The following is a 26,314-nucleotide window of genomic DNA, read 5'->3' as shown; positions in this document are numbered from 1 at the left end:
TTCTTTGTGTTTCTTATGAAAATTCAAAGAATCACTTATCTATCTTTAGGCACAAACCAAGGAAATAAAAAAGAAAACTTACAAAGAGCAATAGATCTTATTGCAAATAAAGTAGGTGCTGTTCTTGGTATTTCTTCTATTTATAAAACTGAATCTTGGGGGTTTGATAGTAATGATTTTTATAATATATGCATAAAAGTAACCACCTACCATCCACCAGAAAAGTTAATGCAAATTCTTCTAAATATCGAAAGCGACTTAGGTAGAGAACGTAAAGATACAGCTGGTTACGCAGACAGAAACATAGATATAGATATGTTGTTGTTTGATGATGAAATCATCTTTTCTAAAATGCTTATTGTACCACATTCAAAAATGTTAGCACGCAAATTTGTGATGGTTCCTTTAGCTGAAATTGCTGGATCAATTATTCATCCAATAGAAAAACAAAAAATTACGATCTGTTTACAAAATTGTAGTGATGATTCTGAAATAACTTTGGTACATGAAAAACTAAAGAGACCAATTCCAATATCAGAAAAATACAATTACATTGCAATTGAAGGTAATATTGGTGCAGGTAAAACATCACTTTCTAAAATGATGTCTGATGAATTTAATGCAAAAATTGTTTTAGAACGATTTGCAGACAATCCCTTTTTACCAAAATTTTACGAAGATAAAGAACGCTTTGCCTTTCCATTAGAAATGAGTTTTCTGGCTGATAGGTATCAGCAATTATCAGATGATTTAGCACAATTAGACTTATTTAAAAACTTTGTAGTTTCTGATTACTACATTTTTAAATCGTTAATTTTTGCTCAAATTACTTTACAAAAAGAGGAATATTTGCTGTATCGTAAAATGTTCGATTTAATGTATAAAGAAATAACAAAGCCAGATTTATATGTTTATCTCTACCAAAACACCACGCGTCTTTTAGAAAACATAAAAAAACGTGGTAGAGATTATGAGCAAAATATAGAAGCTTCTTATTTACAGAAAATACATGACGGTTACAAAAGCTTTATAAGTACGCAACAAAATTTAAACACCTTAGTAATTGATGTTTCTGAACTTGATTTTGTGAATAATCCTGACGATTATACAAACATCATCAATCAAATTAAAAAGGGTTAAACTTATTTTTTAAGCTCTAACTTTTCTGCAAAGTAATCACAAAAATCTCGCATTGTAGCACTCATTTTTTGATCGTCTGTAGCTCTTTCAAATGTATCTGCCATAGACACTAATGTTTGATGATAAAATTGTTTCATTTCATCTACAGGCATATCTTTCGTCCATAAATCCATTCGTAGCGTATCTTTTTTCTGATGATCCCAAACTGAAATCATTACTGCTTTAGAAGCAGCATCATCTATACCTCCATCTTCTGCAGTCCAAGAAATTTCTTCAGGAACTTTATTTTCGTCTAAACCTATATTAAATTTTACCTCAGAATTATGTGAAACAGCCATTATTTTTTGGGTTTGTATTTTGATTTATTAAAGATCTCATCTGTATCTTTTTTTAATAATTCTTGCAAAGATACATCATTATGTTGCATATAAGAAGCTACAATTTGCCAACCTAACCAAACTCCAATTCTACCAGGTGTAGATTTATCTTCGGCTGTATAAAATTTGGAAAATGGTGAATTGTCTATAAATCTTTGGCTCAATTTAGTATTGGTATCAAATAACAGATTGTTCTCTATAAAATACATCCAAACTTGTTCTTCATTTGTTATTGCCCAATTTAATTTTTCTGGTGTATACCCCATCTTTATAGCATCAGAAACGTTGGGTAGATATCTATCTATTAAATAGGCTTTTTTACCTTCACTTATTATTTTATCTACAAATCTTCTTTGCATTTTGGTTGGCAACTGGGTATCAATTAATGCATTTGCAACATCAACTGAAATATGATTTTCGGTATTTGTTTGCTTTATATAATTTGGATAATCACTATAAAATCGGTGATTTTTACCCAAATAAGCATCTAAGGAAATCAATAGTAAACTATCTGCGTAAATTACTCTATTATCGTAATCAATATTACTTAACATTGTAATTACCTTTGGCACTTTAAAGGTTGGATAGTAATATTTAACATGCTTAAATAAACCTGTTAACTCATTTTCTAAATTGTTGAGACTGTTATACAACAATTGAGTTTCAGTAAATAACTCTCTTTCTTGTTCATCATTTATTTTTGACAATGCCAAACTATCTGATAGTTGTTCTGGAAAAAAATAAGGATATTCATCTTTTACGTCTATCAAGGTTTCCTCATTTGCCGAATAGAAATCCACATCAAACCTTTTAATGGTAAAATCTAATTTTATGTCAGAAATAGCTATTTGAGACTTATTTTTATTAGAACAAGAAAAAAATAGTACCAAAACCACAAATAGCGTAAAATAAAATCTCATATTCTTTGTATCTTAGTAATTGAAATTAAAAACGATAAAAATACTAAAATAGTTTATTAATGAATACCGAAAAAGTATCTGAATATATTATAAGTTGGTTAAAAGATTATGCTACAAATGCTGGTGTAAAAGGTTTTGTAGTAGGTGTTTCTGGAGGAATAGATTCTGCACTAACCTCTACGCTTTGTGCTAAAACAGGCTTACCAACATTGTGTGTAGAAATGCCAATACACCAAGCAGCAAGTCAGGTTTCTAGAGCTGAAGAACATATTGTACAGTTAAAAAATCGTTTTGATAATGTTAGTGAAGTTAGAGTTGACCTAACCTCTACTTTTGAAGATTTTAAAAGTGCTGTTTCTACAATTGAAGACACTGATAAAGTAGATTTATCTTTGGCAAATACTAGAGCAAGACTTAGAATGACAACTTTATATTATTTAGCTGGAATTAATAGTTCTTTAGTGGCTGGTACAGGAAATAAAGTAGAGGATTTTGGGGTTGGATTTTACACAAAATACGGAGATGGAGGGGTAGATTTAAGTTCAATTGCAGACTTAATGAAATCTGAAGTTTATGAATTAGCAGCCTATTTGGGTGTGCCAAATTCGATTCAAATTGCGCAACCAACTGATGGTTTGTTTGGTGATAGTAGAACTGATGAAGATCAAATAGGTGCATCATATGATGAATTAGAATGGGCAATGAAAATGCAAGATGAAGGAAAAACTGAAAGTGATTTTTCTGATCGAAAACTTGAGGTGTTCAAAATTTATTCTAGACTAAACAACATCAATCAACACAAAATGCAACCAATACCTGTTTGCGAGATTCCTAAAGATTTAAAATAAAAGGTTAGGACAAAACATCACGCTAGAGGAAACTAGCGTGTTTTTTTTGCATAACTTGTCTTATAATAAAAAATGCAATCAGCATTTTTTTTATAACTTAAAAATGTACTACTTTTTAAACCGTTGGAGATCTCAAAAAATAAATGGTTAAGTGCTCTTAAATATTTGCAGCCTTCTTTTCATAGTTTTTTTTAAATATAAGCAGCGATATACAGGGAAATGTTTTGCTAAATTTTAATTGGTAAAAATATTTAAATTATGAATGTAGAAAATAGTAATTTAAACAATAGAGCTTCTAAACAACACGATTCAACTTTTGAAATAATTTCATTTTTAAAGACGTATAATCTTTTATCATTTCTAAATCTAAGGATAAAGAATTACTTTCTTTAGCTTCTTTTAATAACTCTTCTATCTTTTTACCTATTAAAACACGCCTTAAGTTAAATACAGAATCATTAACAGCTTTATACAATACTTCTGTAGCTTTGGTTACAAAAATGTTTTGAGCTTCCCAATTGCTTAATTGGTGTTTTTCTTCATCCATTAAAATAGAGATTACTGTATTTGCTATAGAAGTATTTGGATGATTTACAAAGCTATCTATATTAAGTTTTTCTGATTGATTGATTTGATGAATAATTTCTGTATAAATCTCTTGAAAATTTTCATTAGAAAACTCAATTTCGTCATCGTGTAAATGCACATATATTTCTGCAGATACCGAGTTTTGGTATTCTCTAGTTGTTATAGACTCTTTACCATCTTCATCTACATTAATAATTTCTTCCAAAAAATCTACTTGCTCATTACCAAAAAGTAGCAAAATTCGAATAATTTCTCTTTCTAAAATTGATAACTCGTCTACTTTTTTAAAAGATACTTCCCCACCTTTTACAACACCCATTTGTGCTTGCTCTAGTTCAGCAAAATATTCTGGAGGTGTTTGGTTTGGGTCTTGATTCGAAGCTGCTTGAGAGTTACTTTTCTTAACTTTAGCAGAAACTTCTTTCTTTAAAAGTTGTGCCAACTCACTAAACAAAACACGCTCGGAAATTTCCATAATTCTAGAGCATTCTTGAATGTAAACTTCACGTTGAATAGAATCTGGAATTTTTGAAATACTCGTTACAATATCTCTAATTACCCCAGCTTTTTTTATAGGATCGTTATTAGAATCTTTTAGTAAAAGTGAAACTTTAAAATTGATAAAATCTTGTGCAGCATCTTCTAAATATGCTTTAAGTTCAGAGTTTGAATGCGATTTTGCAAAACTATCTGGATCTTCACCATCTGGAAACTGAACTACTTTTACGTTCATTCCTTGTTCTAGGATTAAATCTATTCCGCGAATGGAAGCTCTAATCCCTGCAGCATCTCCATCAAAAAGTACTGTAATGTTTTTTGTTAACCTATTTACTAATCGTATTTGATACGCAGTAAGAGCTGTACCTGAAGAAGCTACTACGTTTTCTATACTAGATTGGTTAAAAGAAATAACATCTGTATAGCCTTCTACTAAATAACAATTATCTTGTTTTGCTATTTCTTTTTTAGCCTGATAGATTCCGTATAAAATTTTGCTCTTATGGTAAATATCACTTTCTGGTGAATTTAGATATTTCGCAGCTTTTTTATCCGCCTTCAAAATTCTACCTCCGAATCCTAATATTCTTCCAGACATGGAATGTATAGGAAACATTACTCTGCCTTTAAAACGATCAAACTGTTTGTTTTCTTTTACAATAGTTAAACCAGTAGAAGCTAAATATTTTAAATCGTAACCTTTTGCTAATGCTGCATCTGTAAAGTTAGCCCATTCATCTAAACAATATCCTAAATCAAACTTTTTAATAGTTTCATCTGTAAAACCGCGTTCTTTAAAATAACTTAACCCTATAGCTTTACCTTTATTAGTGTTTAGCATTAAGTCATGAAAATAATCTTTTGCAAAGTTAGAAACTAGAAACATACTTTCGCGCTCGTTCATTTGCGCTTTTTGCTCATCCGTTTGCTCTGTTTCTTCTATTTCTATATTGTATTTTTTTGCCAACCATTTAATAGCTTCAGGATACGAATAATGTTCGTGTTCCATAAGGAATGAAATAGCATTACCCCCTTTTCCTGTAGAAAAATCTTTCCAAATTTGCTTTACAGGAGACACCATAAATGATGGAGATTTTTCATCTGTAAAAGGACTTAATCCTTTAAAATTACTTCCTGCTTTTTTTAACTGTACAAATTCACCAATAACCTCCTCTACTCTAGCGGATTCAAAAACTCGGTCTATAGTACTTCTAGAAATCATGAATGTAATTTTATTCTAAAACAAATATAAGAAGACCTCATATGTTTTAATGTCTATGAGGTCTAAAATTTGTTTAACGAGATTTTATATAAATTAAAACTAAGTCTTACTTAAGATGCAGCCCTTAATTTTTTTAATGTTGTATTCGATAATTTTGCCTCAGCGTAATCTTTTGTAACGTTCAACTCTTTCTGATCAGAACTAGGTAAATCAAACATTGCATCAGTAAAAATTGCTTCACATAAAGAACGTAAACCTCTTGCGCCTAACTTGTAATGAACAGCTTTTTCTACAATATAATTTAATGCATCTTCTTCTATTGTAAAGTTCACATCATCCATAATAAATAGTTTTGTATACTGTTTAATAATGGCATTTTTTGGTGTCGTTAAAATAGCTCTAAGTGTTTTTGCATCTAAAGGATTCATGAAACTTAGCACAGGCAAACGCCCAATAATTTCAGGGATTAAACCAAAGGATTTTAAATCTAAAGGTGTTATATATTGTAATAAATTATCTTCATCTAGCATATCTTCCTCTAAAGATGCACCAAAACCAACAGCTTGTCTATTTAAACGTTTGCTTATAATTTTTTCAATTCCTGAAAAAGCACCTCCTGCAATAAATAAAATATCTTTCGTATTAACTTCTATAAATTTTTGATCTGGATGTTTTCTCCCACCTTTTGGAGCAACATTTACCACTGAGCCTTCTAATAACTTTAATAATGCCTGCTGAACCCCTTCTCCAGAAACATCTCTTGTAATGGAAGGGTTATCACCTTTTCTGGCAATTTTATCTATTTCATCAATAAAAATGATACCTCTCTGAGCTTTTTCAACATCGTAATCTGCTACTTGTAATAAACGACTTAAAATACTCTCTACATCTTCTCCTACATAACCAGCCTGTGTTAAAACTGTTGCATCTACTATTGAAAAAGGTACATTTAACATCTTGGCAATCGTTTTTGCCACCAATGTTTTTCCTGTACCTGTTTCACCCACTAAAACAATGTTCGATTTTTCAATTTCTACATCTTCATCTGAATTTTTTTCTTGTAATAGTCTTTTGTAGTGATTATAAACTGCAACAGCCATTGCTCTTTTAGTTTCATTTTGACCAATAATATACTGGTCTAAAAACTCTTTTATCTGTAATGGTTTTTTTAGCGTTAAATCTTTAGATAAACTAGATGTTTTTGCTTCTGATATTTCTTCTTCTACAATTCCATGCGCTTGTTCTATACATTTATCGCAAATATGAGCATCCACACCAGCAATCAGTAAATCTGTTTCTGCTTTTTTACGTCCACAAAATGAACATTCTAAGTTTTCTTCTTTCGACATTATAATCTGCTTTTTACTTTTGCTTTTATTGACTCTTGTAGCTTTATTTTCTTGCTAAAACCTCATCAATCATACCATATTCTTTGGCCTCATTGGCTTTCATCCAATAATCTCTATCAGAATCATTATGAACTTTTTCTACAGATTGGCCTGAATGATTTGCTATAATAGCATACAATTCATCTTTTAACTTTAAGATTTCTCTAGCAGTAATTTCTATATCTGAAGCCTGACCTTGAGCACCTCCTAAAGGTTGGTGAATCATAATTCTTGAGTGAGGCAAAGCTGAACGCTTACCTTTTTCTCCTGCACACATTAAAACAGCTCCCATAGAAGCAGCCATACCTGTACAAATTGTAGCAACATCTGGCTTTATAAATTGCATCGTATCATAAATACCTAAACCTGCATAAACACCTCCTCCTGGAGAATTGATATAAATAGAAATATCTTTATTAGCATCTACACTTTCTAAAAACAATAATTGTGCCTGTATAATATTTGCTACTTGATCATTAATTCCTGTTCCAAGAAATATAATTCTGTCCATCATTAACCGTGAAAAAACATCCATCTGCGTAATATTCATTTGGCGCTCTTCCATAATATATGGAGTTAAACTACTTGTAATTTTTGTATAGCTAGTACTACTAATTCCATGATGTTTAGTAGCGTATTTTTCGAACTCTTTTCCGTAATTCATGTCTTAAACTCTTTAAATTATTGGTTGTGTAAAGATAAGAACTATTCTCTTAATATTGTGTTAGATTTTAAAACGAAAAACCTGAACTTGAAAGCTCAGGTTTTACTTATTTATTGATTTCTAAAACAAGTTTTAGAAAGCTAATTCAATCTATTTATAAACTTCTTTAATAAACGCTTCGTAGGTAACTTCTTTTGTTTTGAAGTTGATGTTTTCTTTAAAGAAAGTTAATAGTTTCTGGCTAATTAATTGCCCTTGTAATTTTTGAGCTTCATCTTTATTTTGTAAAATTCTACCAGCAATATCATCTAACTCTTTCTCCTCTGGATTCATATTACCAAACTGGGCCATTTGCTGACGAATAAATCCTTTAGCATAATCTACCAATTCTTTATAATCTAATTTGATGTCATTATCTTTCATAATCTTACTTTCGATTAATTGATAACGTAATCCTTTTTCAGATTTTTCATACTCAGCAGCAGCTTCTTCAGCAGTTAATTCTTTTTCACCAGCTGTTGCTAACCATTTTTTAAGAAAATCTGCAGGTAAATCAAACTTTGTATTTTCTATTAAATACTCTTGAACTGCGTTTAATAATTGCTGATCTCCTTGTTGCTCAAATTGCTTTTCTGCATCTTCCTTAATTTTTTCTCTTAATTCAGTTACAGTAGAAACGCTTCCATCGGCAAACAATTTATCAAACAATTCTTTGTCTAAATCTGCAGGTTCTGTTTTTGTAATATCCTCAACAGTTAAGGTAACTGTAACATCTAAGCCATCAGTAGCATCATTTGCTAAACCTAAAATCTGTTTTGTTTTAAAATCGTCTTCAAAAAGTTTTTTAGTACCAAGCTCAATAACATCGCCAATTTTAGCACTAATTACTTTTTTCTCGTTTTTCTTACCTTTTAGATCATTAACTAAGAAAGTAGATTTTTTATTAATCCCAGCTTCTTCATTTACAAAAGTACCAGTAACATTAGCGTTCTCAGTTGCCTCTTCTAATGCACTCATTTTTCCATAACGAGTCTGAATATTTTTTACTTCTTCATCAATCAATTCATCAGTTGCAACGATATTGTATTGCTTAATTTTATTTTTTGTTGATAAATCAATATCAAATTCTGGAGCTAAACCTAATTCGAATTCAAATGTAAAAGTATCTGCATCCCAATTAAAGTTTTCATTTACTCTTGGTAATGGGTTACCTAAAATATCTAACTTTTCTTCCGTTAAAAATTTGTTTAATGAATCTTGTATAAGTTTGTTAACTTCATCAATCATTACAGATTTACCATATTGCTTTTTAATCATTCCCATTGGCACATGTCCTTTTCTAAAACCTGGAATGTCTGCTTTTTTACGATAATCTGTTAAAACTTCTGTTACTTTTGCTTGATAGTCATCTGCAACAATATCAACTTTTACAACTGCATTTAATGCATCTACGTTTTCTTTTGTAATATTCATTTCTTATTAATCTCTAGTTCTTAAAAAATCGAGTGCAAAATTAGTCAATTTAATTAAGCCTACAAAAGTTTAAATAGTTCAATTTCAGTTATTTCGTTTTAGTTAAATATTTAAAAACTAAAACTATAAGACACATTTCATTATAAATAAAAAAAAATAGTAATTTTGCACAACTCAAATTTTCTTATTTTTTGTAAGAATATCAAACAGCAATACAAAATGCAATACAAAAGAGTCCTTTTAAAATTAAGTGGAGAAGCATTGATGGGTGATCGTCAATATGGAATAGACCCTAAACGTCTTGCAGAATATGCAAAAGAAATTAAAGAGGTTGTAGAAAAAGGTATCGAAGTTGCTATTGTAATTGGGGGTGGAAACATCTTTAGAGGTCTTGCTGGTGCTGCAAATGGGATGGATCGTGTTCAAGGAGATCACATGGGTATGTTAGCAACCTGTATAAATGGTTTAGCATTACAAAGCGCATTAGAAGATGAAGATGTGCATACTCGTTTACAAACTGCTCTTGAAATTAAAGAAGTAGCAGAACCTTACATTAAGAGAAAAGCAATTCGTCACTTAGAGAAAGGCAGAGTTGTTATTTTTGGTGCAGGTACTGGAAATCCATACTTTACAACAGATACAGCAGCTGTTTTAAGAGCAATTGAAATTCATGCAGATGCTATTTTAAAAGGAACTAGAGTTGACGGAGTATATGATGCAGACCCTGAAAAGTTTAAAGATGCTGTTAAGTTCGAATCGATTACATTTAAAGATGTAATCAATAAAGGCTTAAAAGTGATGGATATGACAGCTTTTACGTTAAGTGAAGAAAATAAATTACCAATCATTATTTTTGATATGAATACAAAAGGAAACTTAAATAAATTAGTTTCTGGTGAAAAGGTTGGTACAATTGTAGAGAACTAAAATCTAACTTTTTAAATTTTAAAAAGATGAACGAAGAAATTGAATTTATATTAGATACTGCCAAAGAAGCTATGGCAAATGCAATAACGCATTTAGAAAAAGAGTTAATTTCTATTAGAGCAGGTAAGGCAACCCCAGCAATGCTTAGTACAGTAATGGTTGATTATTATGGCTCTCAAACCCCATTAAGTCAAGTTGCAAATGTAAACACACCAGATGCTAGAACATTAAGTATACAACCTTGGGAAAAAAACATGTTGCAACCTATTGAAAAAGCAATTCAAATTGCAAACCTAGGATTAAATCCAATGAACAATGGAGATTTAATAATGATTAATGTACCACCATTAACTGAAGAGCGTAGAAAAGGCCTAGCAAAACAGGCAAAAGCGGAAGCTGAACATGCAAAAGTTGGTGTTAGAAATGCTAGAAAAGACGCAAATAATGACATTAAAAAAGTAGAGATTTCTGATGACATGAAGAAAATAGCTGAAGATGATGTGCAAAAGTTAACAGATACCTACGTAAAAAATATAGACGAAAAATTAGCTGTCAAAGAAAAGGAAATCATGACAATCTAATAGTTCTAATGTAAAATTAAAGAGTGTTTTATAAACACTCTTTTTTTTTAACTTTATTCTATCATAAAAAAGTAGTAAATGAATTTTTGGACAAGAGTAGCAAGTATTATACTAAGAAACCGTTATTTGGTTTTAATTGGTATTGCAATTGTAACAGGATTACTTGCATCACAAATGAAGTATATGAAATTCTCATATACAGAAGCAAATTTACTGCCTGAAAATCATGAGGCTAACTTAGAATACAATGCCTTTCTAAATATTTTTGGTGAAGAAGGTAACCTTGTAATTCTAGGAATCAAAGATTCAACAGTATTTACACCAAAAAAATTTAATGCTTGGAATAATCTGGTAAATCAATTTGATGATTTAGAGGAAATTGACTTTTCACTTTCTATTGCAGATGTTCAAAAACTGAAAGCAGATAGAAAAAAAAGAAAATTTATTCTAGAAAAATTATATGATAAAAATCCTTCTACAAAAAAAGAGGTAAATGAAATAAAAGATCAACTTTTTGAAAAACTGCCTTTTTATGATAATCTTTTATTTAATAAAGAAACAGGCTCTCTACAAACCGCTATCTATATTAAAAAAGAAATTATAAACACCCCTAAGCGTAAAGATTTTATTTTTAAAACACTTATTCCAATTGTTGAGAAATTTGAAAAAGATAATAATTTAGATGTTCGCATTTCTGGAATGCCGTATATAAGAACATTAAATGCACAAAACATTCAAGATGAGATTATGCTCTTTGTTTTAGGTGCTTTGCTCATTACTGCTATTATATTTTTCTTCTTTTTTAGATCTTATAGAGCTACTTTTATTACGCTTTTAGTGGTTATGATTGGTGTTACTTGGGCATTTGGTTTTATTGGTTTATTCCGTTTTGAAATTACAGTTTTGTCTGCCTTAATACCTCCTTTAATTATTGTTATTGGAGTACCGAATGCTGTTTTTCTAATAAACAAATACCAACAAGAAATTAAAAAACATGGACAACAAGCAAAAGCTTTACAACGTGTAATTTCTAAAATTGGTAATGCTACTTTAATGACAAATATCACAACAGCATCTGGTTTTGCAACTTTTGTATTTGTAAAAAGTTCTCTTTTACGTGAATTTGGAATTTTAGCCTCTGTAAATATTGTAAGTATTTTTATTCTAGCACTTTTAATAATACCTATCATCTATAGCTTTATGCCTCCGCCAAAAAAGAAGCATTTAAGTCATTTAGAAAGAAGATGGGTTGAAAACGTTGTAAATTGGATGGAAAAAGCAGTAAAAAATCAGCGAATTTCCATTTACTTTACTACAGTAATTATTATTATTTTAGGAATTATTGGAGTTTATAAAATTAAAGTGTCAGGAAGCTTAATTGAAGATATGCCAAAAAGCATGAGCTTCTACAAAGATATTAAGTTCTTTGAACAAGAATTTGGAGGTATAATGCCACTTGAGATTTTTATAGATACTAAAAAAGAAAAGGGAGTCATGAAATTGTCTACACTTAAGAAGATGGACAAGTTGAATGATGTTATTGCTACTTTTCCAGAATTGTCCAAACCCATCTCTATAGTAAACCTTGTTAAATACTCAAAACAAGCTTATTATAAAGGTAATCCTAAGTATTATCAACTACCAACAAGTCAAGAACAAAACTATATTTTTTCTTATACGAAAAACTCAAATAGTGATGCTGGTATGTTAAATACTTTTGTAGATACTACTGGACGTTATGCAAGAATAACAACCTTTATGAAAGACATTGGAACAGATAAAATGGCTATAATTCAAGAACGATTACAAGCTGTTATTAAAAAAGAATTTCCTGATGATAAATTCTCTGTATCGATTACAGGAAAAGCTCTAGTGTTTATTAAAGGAACCAATTACTTAATAACTAATTTAGTATTTTCATTATCTCTGGCAATTTTACTTATTGCACTATTTATGGCATGGATGTTTCGATCTCCTCAAATGATTCTTATATCCTTATTGCCTAACATATTACCCTTATTAATCACAGCTGGATTAATGGGCTTTTTTGATATTCCTATAAAACCGTCTACCATACTAGTTTTTAGTATAGCTTTTGGAATTTCTGTAGACGATACTATACATTTTCTTGCCAAATACAGGCAAGAACTTATAGCAAATAAATGGAAAATTAAGCCTTCTGTTTATGCCGCATTACGTGAAACAGGGGTAAGTATGTTTTATACATCTATCGTATTGTTTTTTGGTTTTTTGGTCTTTACATTGTCTAGCTTTGGTGGTACAATAGCTTTAGGAGGTTTAGTTTCAGTTACTTTATTACTTGCTATGGTTTCTAATTTACTACTATTACCTTCTTTGCTTTTAACGTTCGAAAAAAAGATTGCAAATCAAAAAGTATTTAGAGAACCTGCTATGAAAATTTTACCACCTAAAGAATCAGAAGAACAATAACGTTAAAGATTATTTTTTAATTCTATAAAATCTAGAGCTACTTAAATTTATAAATAGATTTCTTTAACAAATGCTTAAAAATTACTTTTATATGAATCTATTAGAAACATTAATCTAATTATTCAATTGCTCATTATACCACAAAAAAGTATCTTTACAGCTTAGGAAAACTATAGTATATAAATTAAAGAAAAACTACAGATGACAGTGAGTAACGTTGCAGAATTATTAGATTCAGGTATAATTTTACAAGAGATTCATATAAAAGGTTGGGTTAGGACATTTAGAAGCAATCGTTTTATTGCTTTAAATGACGGCTCTACAATAAAAAATATACAATGTGTTATCGATTTTGAAAATACTGCAGAAGAAACTCTAAAAAGAATTACTACAGGCGCTGCAATTGCTATAAAAGGTACTGTTGTAGAAAGCCAAGGAAGGGGTCAGAGAATAGAAATACAAGTTTCTAGTATTGAGATATTGGGTGACTCTAATCCTGATGAATATCCTATTCAACCTAAAAAACATAGCTTTGAATTTTTAAGAGAAAATGCACACTTACGTATGCGAACCAATACGTTTAGCGCAGTTATGCGTGTACGTTCTAAATTATCATTTGCAGTTCACAAGTACTTTCAAGAAAATGGGTTTAACTATGTAAATACACCAATAATTACTGGTTCTGATGCAGAGGGTGCAGGTGAAATGTTTAGAGTTACAAACTTTGAAGACAACAAAGCACCAGTTACAGAAGATGGTAAAATAGATTATAGTAAAGACTTTTTTGGTAAAGAAACCAATCTTACAGTTTCTGGTCAGTTAGAGGCTGAAACATTTGCAATGTCATTAGGTAAAGCTTATACTTTTGGCCCAACATTTAGAGCAGAGAATTCTAATACAACACGTCATTTAGCAGAATTTTGGATGATTGAACCAGAAGTTGCCTTTATGGATTTAGATGGTAATATGGATTTGGCTGAAGATTTTATAAAATCGGTTTTAAAAGATGTTTTAGAGACCTGTAAAGACGATTTAGAATTTTTAGATCAACGATTAGCGCAAGAAGAAAAAAGCAAACCACAAGCTCAAAGAAGTGAAATGAGTTTAATTGAAAAATTAAAGTTTGTGGTCAATAATAATTTTAAACGTGTTTCGTACACAGAAGCTATAGATATTCTAAGAAACTCAAAACCGAACAAAAAGAAGAAATTCCAATTTCCTATCAATGAATGGGGGGCAGATTTACAATCTGAACACGAACGTTTTTTAGTAGAAAAACACTTTAAATGTCCTGTAATCTTATTCGATTATCCAGCAAATATTAAAGCATTTTACATGCGATTAAATGATGATGGTAAAACTGTAAGAGCTATGGATGTCTTATTTCCAGGCATTGGTGAAATTGTAGGTGGTTCTCAAAGAGAGGAACGCTTTGATGTTTTAGTAGAAAAAATGAAAGCCCTAGATATTGAAGAAAAAGAATTATGGTGGTATTTAGACTTACGTAAATATGGGACTGCTGTTCACTCTGGATTTGGATTAGGGTTCGAAAGATTAGTTCAATTTACCACAGGTATGAGTAATATTAGAGATGTAATTCCATTTCCTAGAACACCACAGAACGCAGAGTTTTAAGTAATAATTACTACTAGGTATTAAATCGTCATTCTCTAAAGAATGGCGATTTTATGTTTATCGATTTGTTATATTTGTGTATATGCTTAAACAAAGTTTACAATATAAACTCTTACAGAAATTATCTCCTCAGCAAATTCAGCTGATGAAACTCATTCAATTGCCAACCCAAGCATTTGAAGAGAGGTTAAAACAAGAAATTGAAGAAAACCCTGCTCTAGATACAGGTAAGGAAAACTTTGATGCTGATGATGATTTTTCTAATGAATATGAAGATGCAGGAACTGAAAAGATTGAAGCAGAGGACATAAATATTGATGAGTATTTAAGTGATGATGAAGTACCTAACTATAAAACTCAAGCCAATAACTACACTGCCGACGACGATGAGAAAAATATTCCCTATGCTGCAGGGACATCATTTCACCAATCACTAGTTAGCCAGTTAAATACGTTTAATCTAAACGAAGAAGAAAGAGCTATTGCTGATTTTTTAGTAGGGAGTATAGATGATAGTGGATACATAAGAAGAGAGATTATAGACTTAGTTGATGATTTGGCTTTTACGGCAAATGTATTTACAACAGAAGAAAAAGTATTACAGGTATTAAAAAAGGTAATTCACAACTTAGATCCAACTGGGGTTGGAGCAAGAGACTTAAAAGAATGCTTAATCATTCAACTAAAAGCTAAAGAAACAAACAAACACAGAGAGTTGGCAATTGATGTCTTAGAAAATGCCTTTGATCATTTTGTAAAAAAACACTACAAAAAACTTCAAGAAAAATTTAATATTACTGAAACTGAACTGAAAGAAATTAATACCGAAATTTCAAAATTAAATCCAAAACCTGGAGGCTCTTATGCTGACAATAATAAAATCGCAGAACAAATAGTTCCTGACTTTTCAATTAAAATTATTGATGGAGAATTAGACCTAACCCTTAACGTTAGAAATGCTCCTGAGCTACATATTTCTGCTACTTACAACAATATGTTAAAAGGCTACCAGGAATCTAATAAAAAAAATAAGGCTCAAAAAGATGCTGTTTTTTTCATAAAGCAAAAACTTGACGCTGCCAAATGGTTTATTGATGCAATTAAACAAAGACAGCAAACTCTTTTGGTTACTATGAACACTATAATGCATTACCAATATGATTATTTTTTAACTGGAGATGAACGAAGGTTAAAACCAATGATTTTAAAAGACATTGCAGATAAAATTAATATGGATGTATCTACAGTATCTAGAGTAGCAAATAGTAAGTATGTAGCTACTCCTTATGGGACAAAGCGAATTAAAGAGTTCTTTTCAGAATCTATGAAAAATGATCAAGGAGAAGATATTTCTACAAAAGAAATCAAAAAAATCTTAGAGAATGTAATTGCAGAAGAAGATAAGAAAAAACCACTAACTGACGAGAAATTATCGACCATTTTAAAGGATAAAGGTTACCCAATAGCAAGAAGAACTATAGCTAAATACAGAGAGCAATTGGACTTACCTGTAGCTCGTTTAAGAAAAGAAATTTAGTGCGTATTCACAAAATAATATCGACCCTATTCCACCCCATTGTAATACCAACAGTCGGTATTATAATCTATTTTTTAGCAACTACAAAACCTATAGAGCAATACCAAAAACTCATAACAATTTGTATTGTTTTTGCAAGTACGTACGTTATACCTTTATTACTATTAATTACTTTAAAAAAGACAGGAATTATTAATAGCTATCAATTAAAAACCAGAAAAGAAAGGAAAATACCATTAGCTATCATGGTATTTCTATTTTATATGTTAGGAAACTTATTTTATAGAGTAAAAGTATTAGAAGAAATATCAATGTTATTTTATGCAACTGCTCTAGGTCTATTAATAACCTATTTATTATTAAATATTAAAATAAAATCAAGTATTCACTTACTTTCTATAGGATTAACGTGCGGCTTTTTTATGTTTAGTTCACTCATGTCAAGGGAATCTTATATTTTAATTATAATGACTCTTTTTTTAATTGCTGGTTTATTAGCAAGTTCAAGACTACACTTAAAAGCACACACTGTAAAAGAAGTATACCTAGGTTTTTTTATTGGAATAAGTGCAATTTTGGGAATGTATTTACTTTTATAAAATATAAAATATAAAACCAAATTTAAGCACAGAAGTATTTATACCTTCTCCTTGTATAGTAGCATTTTCGAATAGTGGTGATAGACTGTAGAATAAGTTAAAATTATATTCATCGAAACCAAAAGAAAATGTTAAACCATATTGTAGCTTTCTAAAGTTAGAAATTGAGTTAGACGTAAATAATGTATTGTTTTCTGTATACTTGAAATTATTTTTTAAATTATACAGAAATTTAACCCCTGTGTATATTCTCCAAAAATCATATTTATTAGCTGTAGACGTCCGCCATCTGAACTCTATAGGAACTTCTAAATTATGGTAAGAAAATGTATTTGATGATAAATTAGCGCCAGAGTCAAAAATAATTTTATTGTCTAGTTCTTGCACTTTTAATTTGTGATTAAAAAAATCATAACCATATCCTAAACCAAATGCAAGTGCAAATGTACCTTTTCTATTCAGCGTAAAATCTTTTATAAACCCAACAGAAAAAGCATAAGAAAAGCCACTTTTTGTAATACCAGAAGGCTGATTAGTTAATTGCGCATATGAAACTGAAGCATAAATCTGATCTTCAGCATAACGCGATCCTAACTGCAATGAGTCTTTTTGCGCATGTATGAAAAAAGCAATAAAAAAGAAAAATATAAAAAAAATAAACTTCATTCTTGTCTTTTAGAGATTTTAAATATAAAGTTTTAGAAAGAAAAATAAGTAAGTAAAAACAAAAAAAAGGCTAATTCATGTGAGAATTAGCCCTTTTAAATAGTATTAAAATATTAAAGCTATTAATTATCTGCAGCAGCAGTTGTAGAGTAATTTATTTTAAGAGCATTTACATCTCTTAACTTAAGTCTTACATCTATAACTGTTCCTACGTTAGATTCTTTATCTGCCTTAATAGAAGTTGTCATAAAAGGGTGAAGTGCTTCTGCTATCTTATCTCTTTTACTGAAAATAAAAGCAGGTACTTGGTCTGCAGAAGAAATTTTATCATTCAACTGAATTTTATTGAAACCAACACCATCTCTGTTAGGGTCTTTAGATTTCCCAATATAAATAGTACTTACTAAACTCTTATCTTCTAACTTCTTAATTTCTGTTGCACCAGGTAATCGCGGATTTTCTATTACTAAATTAGTTTCTCTCATAGTTGTTGTAACCATAAAGAAAAAAAGTAACATAAAAACGATATCTGGAAGGGCAGCTGTATTTACAGCTGGAATTCCTTTTTTCTTTTTTCTAAATTTAGACATAAGTGTGTTATAAATTTAAATTAATTATGAAGTTGGCTCTGCATCAGAGATAATTTGAGGGTATGAAGTTTTAATATCTTCAACTTTTTTTCTCAATTTATCTACCTGACTAGATAGGTCTGCACTTTTCTTAGCATCAATAAAAGCTTGCTCTAACTCATCATAAGACATCCCATAACGTTCTCTAGATAATCTATTTCTAAGTTCTGTATAAGCTTTTAAAAGCTCATTTTGCACAACGATATAAGTACCATAATCAGTACCTCTGTCACTCTGAACAGATATAATTGCTTTGCTAGGGTGATCAGAAGAAGCATCACTTTTCTCTCCTTTACAGTAGTCACATGCTTTTCCAGGTGTTCCATCCTCACTTGGATTTCCTATACCTCCACCATTATCAATAAACTTTACAGCTTCATCTTTAAGGTCCTTAACATCCATACGTTCTCCTTCTACAAGTAGTTCGTTATTTCTGTTAATGTTCACCTCAAATATGTTCTTTTTCTTAATTACAGGCGGTACATAATCAATAGGTGGCTTTTCTGATAACTTTTTAGAGATACCTGAATCTACATTCATAGTAGTTGTAACTAAAAAGAAAATTAATAGCAGAAAAGCGATGTCTGCCATAGAACCTGCGTTAATTTCTGGGTTATCTCTTCTTGCCATATGTTATGATTTAACTAGTCCTTTTACTAAGTCCCAAACAAAAAATAGACTCGCGATTGCTCCTAAGATAAAGCTATACCATATTCCTGTTCCAACCCATCTATTTACTGCTGAACCTTCTTCTCCTCCTGCTTCTATTTCACCAGCGGCATTATATACTACATTGCTATCTGATAAGAAATAAGCAACAAGTAAAAGAACGCCTAAAATTGCCAAACCTCCTAGAGTTTTCTTTAAATTATCTGGGTTTCTTACCAAGCTAACTAAAGATAAACCAATAGTTATTGCAACTGCAGCATAAAACAACCAAGTAGAAAAAGATATTAAAGGACTAACTACAGTATTCTGTAAGTCGTTTATATTATCTTCTATATCTTGAGCATCTTCCATAAAAATTCTTATGAAAAGAACACCTCCGATAAGAGCTATCCCAGCAATAACAATATTTAAAATTTTATTACTTTTCATTTTAATTTTTATTTTTTATACTTTACTAATAAATCTACCAATGAGATAGATGCATCTTCCATATTATTTACAATACCATCAATTTTTGCAACGATGTAATTATAAAATATTTGAAGAATAATAGCCACAATTAAACCAAATACAGTTGTTAATAAGGCTACCTTAATACCCCCTGCAACAACTGCCGGAGAAATATCATTTGCAACAGCAATATCATTAAATGCTCCAATCATACCGATTACAGTACCCATAAAACCAAGCATTGGTGCTAAAGCGATAAATAAAGAAATCCAAGAAACATTTTTTTCTAATTGTCCCATTTGAACACCTCCATAAGATACAACAGCTTTTTCAGCTTCTTCGATGCCTTCATCAACTCTATCTAGACCTTGATAAAAAATAGATGCTACAGGTCCTTTTGTATTTCTACAAACTTCTTTAGCTGCTTCTACTCCTCCAGAGCTTAACGCCTCATCTACACTTGTTAATAATTTTTTAGTATTTGTTGTTGCCATGTTTAAATAAATAATTCTTTCAATGGCAATGGCTAGACCTAAAATTAAAGCTACCAATACAATTCCCATAAATCCTGGTCCACCGTCAATAAAGTTTTGCTTTAATACTTGGTGAAACGTTTGAGATTCAGTTGCTGATTCTTGAGCGAATGTAGATTGTACAGCTCCAAAAAACATAAATCCTGTTACAGATAAGACATTTACTACTTTTTTCATCTTAGTTATAAATTAATTTTAATAGTTAACGGGTTAAATATATAAATTTTTAGACTCAAATAAAGAAATTATGTAACACATTATCTTTTTTTATGCACAAAACATAACTTTTCATTTTAGAGAGTGCCAAGTAACAAAAAATGTTATGCATAAAAAAATTTTTTTTTATGCATTTCAGTTTTAAAGACACATTTGTTAATTATTTTACAACATTGTTATTTTTTTATGAAAAATGCACTACGGAGTTAGCTCTCCTCGTAATGGGTTTTCAAAATAGTGGGTAAAATTTTTAACATTTAGATTTTCCTCTAGTAGATACATTAATTTTGCAATGGCAGACTCAGTGGTAATATCTTTCCCACTTATAACTCCTATTTCTTTTAGCGCCACACTGGTTTCATAGTGACCTTGAGATACTGATCCTCCAATACATTGGGTAACATTTATAATTTTAATGTTTCTTTGAATTGCCTGTGCTAAAGTTTTTAAAAACCACTTTTGATCTAGTGCATTACCAGCACCATAGGTCTCTAAAACAACACCCTGTAATTCTTCTGAATTTAAAACACTCTCCACTACTTTAAAAGTTATCCCAGGGAAAAGTTTTAAGATTGCTATATTGTTGTTCAATTTTTTTCTTACTACCAATTTTTTTGTAAAATCCGGAGTGTGTAAATAAAAGTCATTGAAGTTTAAATGAACACCACTTTCTGCTAATGGCGGATAATTCATAGAGATAAATGCTTCAAATTGCTCTGCATTTATTTTTGTGGTTCTATTTGCTCTATATAACTTGTATTCAAAATATAGGCAAACCTCTGCTATAACTGGCTTTCCATTTTTTCGTGCACATGCAATTTCTATAGAGGTAATTAAATTTTCTTTAGCATCTGTTCTTAAATCTCCGATAGGCAATTGAGAACCAGTGAAAATAACTGGTTTTTGAAGATTCTCTAACATAAAACTTATTGCAGAAGAGACATAAGACATTGTATCTGATCCAGAAAGTATAACAAAACCGTCATAATTTTTATAATTTAAATCAATAATGTCAATAATTCTTTGGTAAGAAGAAATATTCATATTTGATGAATCTATAGGTTCGTCAAATGAAACACTATCTATCTTGCAATTCAATTGATGTAGTTCTGGAATATTTTTCGTGATTTGAGTAAAGTCAAAAGCCCTTAAAGCATTTGTCTTATAATCTTTAATCATACCAATTGTACCTCCTGTATATAAGAGGAGAATACTTGGTTTTTTTGTCATTTTGTCATTCATAAATAAATTAAGACTATAAATAGGACTTGTTTTTGTTAATATTGAATCAAATTTTATGAAAAAATAAGAATGGAATAATTTATGTTGTAAATTTATCAAACAAAAATGAAATACAAATCTTTAAATTATAAATTATGATTGGATTTTACATTCTTATAGGTATTATTTCTTTAGGAAGTTGGATAGTTAGCAATACATTGAAAAATAAATTTAAAAAATATAGTAATGTTAGCTTAAGAAATGGATTGAGTGGTGCTGAAATTGCAAAAAAAATGCTTGCAGATCACGGCATTACTTCTGTGAAAGTTATTTCTACTCCTGGAAGATTAACAGATCATTACAACCCAAAAGATAAAACGGTAAATTTAAGTGAAGCAGTTTACAACCAAAGAACTGCTGCTGCTGCTGCTGTTGCTGCTCATGAAGTAGGTCATGCTGTACAACATGCTACTGCTTATGATTGGCTAACAATGCGATCAAAACTTGTCCCTATAGTAAGTGCATCATCTAACTTTTCTCAATGGCTTGTAATTGGTGGGCTAATTTTAGGAGCTGCTTCTGGTGCCGCTAATTTTGGATTTTATATAGCTGTAACAGGACTTATACTTATGGGGTTTGCTACACTTTTTAGTTTTATTACACTTCCAGTAGAATACGATGCTAGTAATAGGGCCCTGGCATGGTTACAGAATAAAAACATGCTTTCTAGAGAAGAATATACTGGTTCTAAAGATGCTTTAAAATGGGCTGCAAGAACATACTTAGTAGCTGCTCTTGGTTCTTTAGCAATGCTTCTGTATTGGGGGTTACAAGTACTTGGAGGAAGAGATTAATATGAACTTAATAAAAAAATAAATGCCTTTTTGAAAATATCAAGAAGGCATTTTTAGTTTTATTTAAAAGTACTAGTCATTTAGCTTTAAAACAGCCATAAATGCTTCTTGAGGTATTTCAACGTTACCTACTTGACGCATTCTTTTCTTCCCTTTCTTTTGCTTTTCTAGTAATTTACGTTTTCTAGAAATATCTCCACCATAACATTTTGCTGTTACATCTTTACGAAGAGCCTTTGTGGTTTCTCTAGCAATAATTTTAGCTCCAATTGCAGCTTGAATAGGGATATCAAATTGCTGTCTTGGAATAAGTGTTTTTAATTTTTCTACAATCTTTTTACCAATTGTATATGCATTATCTGCATGTAGCAATGCAGAAAGTGCGTCTACAGTATCTCCATTTAGAAGTATATCTACTCTAACCAACTTTGATTCTTTCAATCCTATTGGATGATAATCAAATGATGCATATCCTTTAGAAACTGTTTTTAAACGATCATAAAAATCAAAAACAATCTCTGCCAACGGCATTTCAAAAATTAACTCAACTCTTTCTGTTGTTAAATAGGTCTGATTCACAATCTGACCTCTTTTCTCGATACATAAGCTCATTACCTGACCAACAAAGTCAGATTTTGTAACTATAGATGCTTTTATAAATGGTTCTTCTACCCTATTTAACTTTGAAGGCTCTGGTAAATCTGAAGGATTATTAACGATTAAGACTTCATTAGGTTCTTTATTAGTAAATGCATGGTATGATACGTTTGGTACAGTTGTTATTACTGTCATGTTAAATTCACGCTCTAAACGTTCCTGAATAATTTCCATGTGTAACATACCAAGAAATCCACATCGAAAACCGAAACCTAAAGCCGCTGAACTTTCAGGCTGAAATACCAAAGAAGCATCATTTAGTTGCAATTTTTCCATAGAATAACGTAACTCCTCATAATCTTCTGTGTCTACCGGGTAAATACCTGCAAATACCATGGGTTTTACATCTTCAAAGCCATCGATTATCTCGGTTGTTGGTTTATGAGCATCCGTTATTGTATCTCCTACTTTAACTTCTTTTGCTGTTTTTATACCTGTAATTAGATAGCCAACATCTCCTGTTTTTACAGATTTCTTAACGACTTGCTCTAACTTTAAGGTTCCAATTTCATCGGCAAAATAATTTTTACCTGTGGCCATAAACTTTATTTCTTGTCCCTTTTTGATTTCTCCATTAATCACCCTAAAATAGGTTTCAATTCCACGATAGGAATTATACACTGAATCAAAAATTAATGCTTGAAGTGGTGCTTCCGGATCTCCTTTAGGAGCAGGAACTCTGTCTATAATTGCTTGTAAAATATTATCAACTCCAAAACCTGTTTTACCACTTGCATGAATTACCTCGTCAGGATCACAACCTAACAAGTCTACAATATCATCTGTTACTTCTTCTGGATTTGCAGAAGGTAAATCTACTTTGTTTAAAACGGGGATAATTTCCAAATCATTTTCCAACGCTAAATATAAATTAGAAATGGTTTGCGCCTGTATACTTTGTGCAGCATCTACGATTAAGAGGGCGCCTTCACAGGCAGCAATAGATCTAGATACTTCGTATGAAAAATCTACGTGACCTGGTGTATCTATTAAATTTAAAATATATGGTTCTCCATTATGAACAAAATCCATTTGAATAGCATGCGATTTTATAGTGATTCCACGTTCACGCTCCAAATCCATATTATCTAATAACTGATTTTGTTTTTCACGTTCAGTTACAGAACCAGTATAATCTAACAATCGATCTGCTAAAGTACTTTTACCATGATCTATGTGTGCTATTATACAAAAATTTCTAATATTTTTCATACTTCGTTATCTAACTACTTTCAATCTACAAAGATAGGCTATTTACAAGCCTTCTCAAACAAAAAAAACAACCTGAAAAAACAAGTTTCACTCAATTTAAACCAATACTTAAGATGTTTTTGCATGATGGACTAATAATTTTATAAAAATTAAGCATTGTGTGCTTTAAATTAAAAAATAATTGATTTTAAATATGTATATTGGAGTAAATTAAATAATTGTTTGTAAAATGAAAATTACTATTTATAAAACTTTTCTATTTAGTTTACTTCTACTAATAACAAACAGCTGTACTTCTACAGTAATTCCCTTAGAAGAAGTAACCCCAATCTTAGAGTTAGTTACTTATGAAAAAGATGTTAAAACCATTATGACATCACATTGTACAAACTGTCACATTGCAGGAGGATCTGCAAGTTTTTTATCATTAAACACATATACGCAAGTTCGTAACTCTGCCGAATTTGGTAGCCTAATAGGTAGAATGAACAGCAATACAAACCCTATGCCATCTTCAGGAAAATTATCAGCAAGTATTTTAGCTATTATTGATCAATGGAAAGCTGATGGTTTTTTAGAAAACTAACTATCTATGAAAAAAGCACTATTTATTTTATTGTTAACGTTAAGCTATTCTTCTTTCTCTCAAAAATATTTTACCAGAACCGGAAACACTAATTTTAAAGCTTCCGTAGCTGTTTTTGAGCCTATTGAAGCTACAAATAATAGTACTTCTGTACTTCTAAACACAGAAACTGGAGCACTAGTCGCACAACTTTTCATGACTGCTTTTCAGTTTAGAGTAGCGCTAATGCAAGAGCATTTTAATGAAAATTATATGGATTCTTACAAATACCCAAAAGCTATATTTAAGGGAGAGTTAAGTAACTTTAATCTTTTAAAAGTCAATGAAAAAGAAAAGCATACACTTACAGGAATACTAACAATTAGAGGAATTACAAAAGAAATAAAAACAACTGCATTTTTAAAAAAAGAAAATAATACGTTATTTTTAAAAGCAACATTTATTGTATCACCAAAAGATTTTAAAATTGAAATCCCTGCCATTGTCGAGAAAAAAATAGCTGAAAATATTGAAGTTTCTATAAACTATACCCTTAATGAAAAAGAATAGAATAAAGTTTTTAATAGTACTTGTAATTAGCATTATTTTGCTATTTCCATTTTACAAACTAATTAAAGAACCTGAAGGAATTGAAACCAAAAAAATTTATAGCGCTTACTCTGCAAAAGACCTACTGTTAAAAGTTGAAAAGAATGATACTTTTTGGAATGCTAAAATTGTAGAAATTAATGGTGCAATAACCGCTATTGGTAAAAAGGGAATTACTTTAGACGGTAAGATTTATTGCCAATTTAAAGAAGGTTTAAACACTAAAAACCTACAACCAAATACAACAATTACCCTTAAAGGACGCATTATCGGTTACGATGATTTATTAGAAGAATTAAAATTAGACCAATGCATAAAAATTAAGCCCACATTATGAGAAATACGATGCTATTTTATAGCTTATTATTCATCTGTTCGTCAGCAATATTTGGTCAAGATGATTTAATGGAGGAACTAAACCTAGAAACCAAAAAAATAGTAACATTTAACCTTCCAGCTTTTAAAGCCATGAAAATCGGCAATCTACAATCTACAAAAGTAGGCGGAAAAGGAGATTTATACTTATATGTTTCCCACAGATTTGGTCCTCTAAAAGATGGATTTGACACTTTTTTTGGGTTAGATAATGCAAATACTAAAATACAATTGGCTTATAGTTTTTGGGAAGGTATTCAGTTAAGTATTAGTAGAGAATCTTATAATAGAACTTTGGCAGGTGCTCTTAAATTTTTACTTGCGAAACAGTCCAATAAATTTCCGTTAACAATTGCAGGATATAGTACTATAAATATAAATACATTATTAGATGAAAATAATTTTCCAGAACTAAAATCATCAGATAGGTTTAGCTATGCAAATCAACTACTTATTTCTAGGCGTTTTTCTGAGAATTTTTCTTTTGAACTTGCTCCCAGTTACGTGAGACAAAACGTACAAAATTTAAATATAGTTTCAGAGGCACGCCATAACCAATTTGCCATGGGTTTTGGTGGACGCGTAAAGATGAGTAAACGCATGAGCTTAAATGCAGAATATATTTATAATTTAAGTAGACCTGAGAACTCTCCTTTTTCCGATGCTTTTGCAGTTGGTGTAGATATTGAAACAGGAGGACATGTTTTCCAATTATTATTTACTAATGCGCAATCTACCAATGAACCTGCATTTATTTCTTATGCTGAAGGAGATGTTGTTTTTGGATTTAATATTGTGAGAGTTTTTTAA

The 26,314-nt window shown here is 30.5% G+C and carries 26 protein-coding genes; 13 read left to right on the top strand and 13 right to left on the bottom strand.

The features are described from left to right. The first annotated feature begins 15 nt into the window (after positions 1–15). Positions 16–1,140: a 2-amino-4-hydroxy-6-hydroxymethyldihydropteridine diphosphokinase gene (gene folK, locus Q0L44_RS03020; protein WP_296635113.1), complete on the top strand. Its 1,125-nt coding sequence runs from the start codon at positions 16–18 to the stop codon at positions 1,138–1,140. 2 nt (positions 1,141–1,142) lie between these two features. Here folK and gldC read toward each other — a convergent pair whose 3' ends face one another. Together gldC and gldB are read right to left on the bottom strand one after the other, a co-directional pair. Continuing rightward, positions 1,143–1,478: a gliding motility protein GldC gene (gene gldC, locus Q0L44_RS03015; protein ID WP_296635112.1), complete on the bottom strand. Its 336-nt coding sequence runs from the start codon at positions 1,476–1,478 to the stop codon at positions 1,143–1,145. Then, positions 1,478–2,437, bottom strand: coding sequence for a gliding motility lipoprotein GldB (gldB, locus tag Q0L44_RS03010; RefSeq protein WP_296635111.1), 960 nt, complete (start codon positions 2,435–2,437; stop codon positions 1,478–1,480). Before gldB ends, gldC begins: the two co-directional genes overlap by 1 nt. Before the next feature lie 59 nt (positions 2,438–2,496). Between gldB and nadE the strand changes: the two genes are divergently transcribed. Continuing rightward, positions 2,497–3,285 (top strand): NAD(+) synthase, encoded by a 789-nt coding sequence (nadE, locus tag Q0L44_RS03005; RefSeq protein WP_296635110.1) that lies wholly within the window; start codon positions 2,497–2,499, stop codon positions 3,283–3,285. Between the two features lie 295 nt (positions 3,286–3,580). Here the strand turns inward: nadE and dnaG are convergent, their stop codons facing one another. From dnaG to tig, 4 genes are all read right to left on the bottom strand, one after another. Then, positions 3,581–5,593, bottom strand: a complete 2,013-nt coding sequence (gene dnaG, locus Q0L44_RS03000; RefSeq protein WP_296635108.1) for a DNA primase — start codon at positions 5,591–5,593, stop codon at positions 3,581–3,583. Between the two features lie 110 nt (positions 5,594–5,703). After that, positions 5,704–6,942 (bottom strand): ATP-dependent Clp protease ATP-binding subunit ClpX, encoded by a 1,239-nt coding sequence (clpX, locus tag Q0L44_RS02995; RefSeq protein WP_296635106.1) that lies wholly within the window; start codon positions 6,940–6,942, stop codon positions 5,704–5,706. A gap of 43 nt (positions 6,943–6,985) precedes the next feature. Beyond that, positions 6,986–7,645 carry an ATP-dependent Clp endopeptidase proteolytic subunit ClpP gene (gene clpP / locus Q0L44_RS02990; RefSeq protein ID WP_296635105.1) on the bottom strand — a complete coding sequence of 220 codons (660 nt, stop codon included), beginning with the start codon at positions 7,643–7,645 and terminating at the stop codon, positions 6,986–6,988. A 150-nt stretch (positions 7,646–7,795) separates the two neighbouring features. Beyond that, the gene (gene tig, locus Q0L44_RS02985; protein WP_296635103.1) at positions 7,796–9,118 is read right to left on the bottom strand and encodes a trigger factor; all 1,323 of its coding nucleotides are present in this window, start codon (positions 9,116–9,118) and stop codon (positions 7,796–7,798) included. Between the two features lie 219 nt (positions 9,119–9,337). On the opposite strand from tig, the gene pyrH reads away from it, so the two are divergent. From pyrH to Q0L44_RS02955, 6 genes are all read left to right on the top strand, one after another. After that, a complete protein-coding gene (gene pyrH, locus Q0L44_RS02980; protein ID WP_296635101.1) occupies positions 9,338–10,045 on the top strand; it encodes a UMP kinase in 708 nt (235 codons plus the stop codon). A gap of 26 nt (positions 10,046–10,071) precedes the next feature. Continuing rightward, positions 10,072–10,626 carry a ribosome recycling factor gene (gene frr / locus Q0L44_RS02975; protein WP_296635100.1) on the top strand — a complete coding sequence of 185 codons (555 nt, stop codon included), beginning with the start codon at positions 10,072–10,074 and terminating at the stop codon, positions 10,624–10,626. 78 nt (positions 10,627–10,704) lie between these two features. Continuing rightward, a complete protein-coding gene (locus tag Q0L44_RS02970; RefSeq protein ID WP_296635098.1) occupies positions 10,705–13,077 on the top strand; it encodes an efflux RND transporter permease subunit in 2,373 nt (790 codons plus the stop codon). Between the two features lie 201 nt (positions 13,078–13,278). Further along, positions 13,279–14,712 carry an asparagine--tRNA ligase gene (asnS, locus tag Q0L44_RS02965; protein ID WP_296635097.1) on the top strand — a complete coding sequence of 478 codons (1,434 nt, stop codon included), beginning with the start codon at positions 13,279–13,281 and terminating at the stop codon, positions 14,710–14,712. An 82-nt stretch (positions 14,713–14,794) separates the two neighbouring features. Beyond that, entirely contained in the window at positions 14,795–16,249 is a 1,455-nt protein-coding gene (gene rpoN / locus Q0L44_RS02960; RefSeq protein WP_296635095.1) for an RNA polymerase factor sigma-54, read from the top strand. Continuing rightward, entirely contained in the window at positions 16,249–16,848 is a 600-nt protein-coding gene (locus tag Q0L44_RS02955; RefSeq protein WP_296635086.1) for a hypothetical protein, read from the top strand. Before rpoN ends, Q0L44_RS02955 begins: the two co-directional genes overlap by 1 nt. On the opposite strand, the gene Q0L44_RS02950 is transcribed toward Q0L44_RS02955, so the two are convergent. From Q0L44_RS02950 to Q0L44_RS02925, 6 genes are all read right to left on the bottom strand, one after another. Next, positions 16,843–17,514: a porin family protein gene (locus tag Q0L44_RS02950; protein WP_296635084.1), complete on the bottom strand. Its 672-nt coding sequence runs from the start codon at positions 17,512–17,514 to the stop codon at positions 16,843–16,845. The two genes, Q0L44_RS02955 and Q0L44_RS02950, sit on opposite strands and share 6 nt — an antisense overlap. Positions 17,515–17,636: 122 nt before the next feature. Beyond that, positions 17,637–18,104 carry a biopolymer transporter ExbD gene (locus tag Q0L44_RS02945; protein ID WP_296635083.1) on the bottom strand — a complete coding sequence of 156 codons (468 nt, stop codon included), beginning with the start codon at positions 18,102–18,104 and terminating at the stop codon, positions 17,637–17,639. A 24-nt stretch (positions 18,105–18,128) separates the two neighbouring features. Beyond that, positions 18,129–18,773, bottom strand: a complete 645-nt coding sequence (locus Q0L44_RS02940) for a biopolymer transporter ExbD (RefSeq protein ID WP_296635081.1) — start codon at positions 18,771–18,773, stop codon at positions 18,129–18,131. Positions 18,774–18,776: 3 nt separating this feature from the next. Then, positions 18,777–19,241, bottom strand: coding sequence for a hypothetical protein (locus tag Q0L44_RS02935; protein WP_296635080.1), 465 nt, complete (start codon positions 19,239–19,241; stop codon positions 18,777–18,779). 8 nt (positions 19,242–19,249) lie between these two features. Further along, on the bottom strand, positions 19,250–19,972 hold the full coding sequence (locus tag Q0L44_RS02930; RefSeq protein WP_296635078.1) for a MotA/TolQ/ExbB proton channel family protein: 723 nt from the start codon (positions 19,970–19,972) through the stop codon (positions 19,250–19,252). 237 nt (positions 19,973–20,209) lie between these two features. Further along, complete coding sequence (locus tag Q0L44_RS02925; protein ID WP_296635075.1) at positions 20,210–21,241, bottom strand: type I asparaginase; 1,032 nt, start codon at positions 21,239–21,241, stop codon at positions 20,210–20,212. A gap of 146 nt (positions 21,242–21,387) precedes the next feature. Here Q0L44_RS02925 and Q0L44_RS02920 point away from each other — a divergent pair, with 146 nt between their 5' ends. Beyond that, positions 21,388–22,086 carry a zinc metallopeptidase gene (locus Q0L44_RS02920; RefSeq protein WP_296635072.1) on the top strand — a complete coding sequence of 233 codons (699 nt, stop codon included), beginning with the start codon at positions 21,388–21,390 and terminating at the stop codon, positions 22,084–22,086. A 72-nt stretch (positions 22,087–22,158) separates the two neighbouring features. Here the strand turns inward: Q0L44_RS02920 and lepA are convergent, their stop codons facing one another. Next, positions 22,159–23,955, bottom strand: coding sequence for a translation elongation factor 4 (gene lepA, locus Q0L44_RS02915; RefSeq protein WP_296635070.1), 1,797 nt, complete (start codon positions 23,953–23,955; stop codon positions 22,159–22,161). 229 nt (positions 23,956–24,184) lie between these two features. Between lepA and Q0L44_RS02910 the strand changes: the two genes are divergently transcribed. Genes Q0L44_RS02910 through Q0L44_RS02895 form a run of 4 tightly spaced genes read left to right on the top strand, consistent with a single transcriptional unit; the run spans position 24,185 to position 26,314 of the window. Continuing rightward, positions 24,185–24,541 carry a hypothetical protein gene (locus tag Q0L44_RS02910; RefSeq protein WP_296635067.1) on the top strand — a complete coding sequence of 119 codons (357 nt, stop codon included), beginning with the start codon at positions 24,185–24,187 and terminating at the stop codon, positions 24,539–24,541. A 6-nt stretch (positions 24,542–24,547) separates the two neighbouring features. Beyond that, positions 24,548–25,090, top strand: a complete 543-nt coding sequence (locus tag Q0L44_RS02905) for a YceI family protein (protein WP_296635065.1) — start codon at positions 24,548–24,550, stop codon at positions 25,088–25,090. Next, positions 25,077–25,466, top strand: coding sequence for a hypothetical protein (locus Q0L44_RS02900; RefSeq protein WP_296635062.1), 390 nt, complete (start codon positions 25,077–25,079; stop codon positions 25,464–25,466). Before Q0L44_RS02905 ends, Q0L44_RS02900 begins: the two co-directional genes overlap by 14 nt. Then, a complete protein-coding gene (locus Q0L44_RS02895; protein WP_296635059.1) occupies positions 25,463–26,314 on the top strand; it encodes a DUF5777 family beta-barrel protein in 852 nt (283 codons plus the stop codon). The genes Q0L44_RS02900 and Q0L44_RS02895 overlap by 4 nt, the downstream gene beginning before the upstream one ends.

It is taken from the genome of Polaribacter sp., assembly GCF_024639685.1.
Taxonomy (GTDB): domain Bacteria; phylum Bacteroidota; class Bacteroidia; order Flavobacteriales; family Flavobacteriaceae; genus Polaribacter.
The sequence above is the reverse complement of the archived record's forward strand: the minus strand, read 5'-3'. Positions and strand labels throughout refer to the sequence as shown.

Coding starts and splice junctions, on each gene's coding strand:
- folK (WP_296635113.1), top strand. CDS start 16: ATGAAAATTCAAAGAATCACTTATCTATCTTTAGGCACAAACCAAGGA.
- gldC (WP_296635112.1), bottom strand. CDS start 1,478: ATGGCTGTTTCACATAATTCTGAGGTAAAATTTAATATAGGTTTAGAC.
- gldB (WP_296635111.1), bottom strand. CDS start 2,437: ATGAGATTTTATTTTACGCTATTTGTGGTTTTGGTACTATTTTTTTCT.
- nadE (WP_296635110.1), top strand. CDS start 2,497: ATGAATACCGAAAAAGTATCTGAATATATTATAAGTTGGTTAAAAGAT.
- dnaG (WP_296635108.1), bottom strand. CDS start 5,593: ATGATTTCTAGAAGTACTATAGACCGAGTTTTTGAATCCGCTAGAGTA.
- clpX (WP_296635106.1), bottom strand. CDS start 6,942: ATGTCGAAAGAAGAAAACTTAGAATGTTCATTTTGTGGACGTAAAAAA.
- clpP (WP_296635105.1), bottom strand. CDS start 7,645: ATGAATTACGGAAAAGAGTTCGAAAAATACGCTACTAAACATCATGGA.
- tig (WP_296635103.1), bottom strand. CDS start 9,118: ATGAATATTACAAAAGAAAACGTAGATGCATTAAATGCAGTTGTAAAA.
- pyrH (WP_296635101.1), top strand. CDS start 9,338: ATGCAATACAAAAGAGTCCTTTTAAAATTAAGTGGAGAAGCATTGATG.
- frr (WP_296635100.1), top strand. CDS start 10,072: ATGAACGAAGAAATTGAATTTATATTAGATACTGCCAAAGAAGCTATG.
- Q0L44_RS02970 (WP_296635098.1), top strand. CDS start 10,705: ATGAATTTTTGGACAAGAGTAGCAAGTATTATACTAAGAAACCGTTAT.
- asnS (WP_296635097.1), top strand. CDS start 13,279: ATGACAGTGAGTAACGTTGCAGAATTATTAGATTCAGGTATAATTTTA.
- rpoN (WP_296635095.1), top strand. CDS start 14,795: ATGCTTAAACAAAGTTTACAATATAAACTCTTACAGAAATTATCTCCT.
- Q0L44_RS02950 (WP_296635084.1), bottom strand. CDS start 17,514: ATGAAGTTTATTTTTTTTATATTTTTCTTTTTTATTGCTTTTTTCATA.
- Q0L44_RS02945 (WP_296635083.1), bottom strand. CDS start 18,104: ATGTCTAAATTTAGAAAAAAGAAAAAAGGAATTCCAGCTGTAAATACA.
- Q0L44_RS02940 (WP_296635081.1), bottom strand. CDS start 18,773: ATGGCAAGAAGAGATAACCCAGAAATTAACGCAGGTTCTATGGCAGAC.
- Q0L44_RS02935 (WP_296635080.1), bottom strand. CDS start 19,241: ATGAAAAGTAATAAAATTTTAAATATTGTTATTGCTGGGATAGCTCTT.
- Q0L44_RS02930 (WP_296635078.1), bottom strand. CDS start 19,972: ATGAAAAAAGTAGTAAATGTCTTATCTGTAACAGGATTTATGTTTTTT.
- Q0L44_RS02925 (WP_296635075.1), bottom strand. CDS start 21,241: ATGACAAAAAAACCAAGTATTCTCCTCTTATATACAGGAGGTACAATT.
- Q0L44_RS02920 (WP_296635072.1), top strand. CDS start 21,388: ATGATTGGATTTTACATTCTTATAGGTATTATTTCTTTAGGAAGTTGG.
- lepA (WP_296635070.1), bottom strand. CDS start 23,955: ATGAAAAATATTAGAAATTTTTGTATAATAGCACACATAGATCATGGT.
- Q0L44_RS02910 (WP_296635067.1), top strand. CDS start 24,185: ATGAAAATTACTATTTATAAAACTTTTCTATTTAGTTTACTTCTACTA.
- Q0L44_RS02905 (WP_296635065.1), top strand. CDS start 24,548: ATGAAAAAAGCACTATTTATTTTATTGTTAACGTTAAGCTATTCTTCT.
- Q0L44_RS02900 (WP_296635062.1), top strand. CDS start 25,077: ATGAAAAAGAATAGAATAAAGTTTTTAATAGTACTTGTAATTAGCATT.
- Q0L44_RS02895 (WP_296635059.1), top strand. CDS start 25,463: ATGAGAAATACGATGCTATTTTATAGCTTATTATTCATCTGTTCGTCA.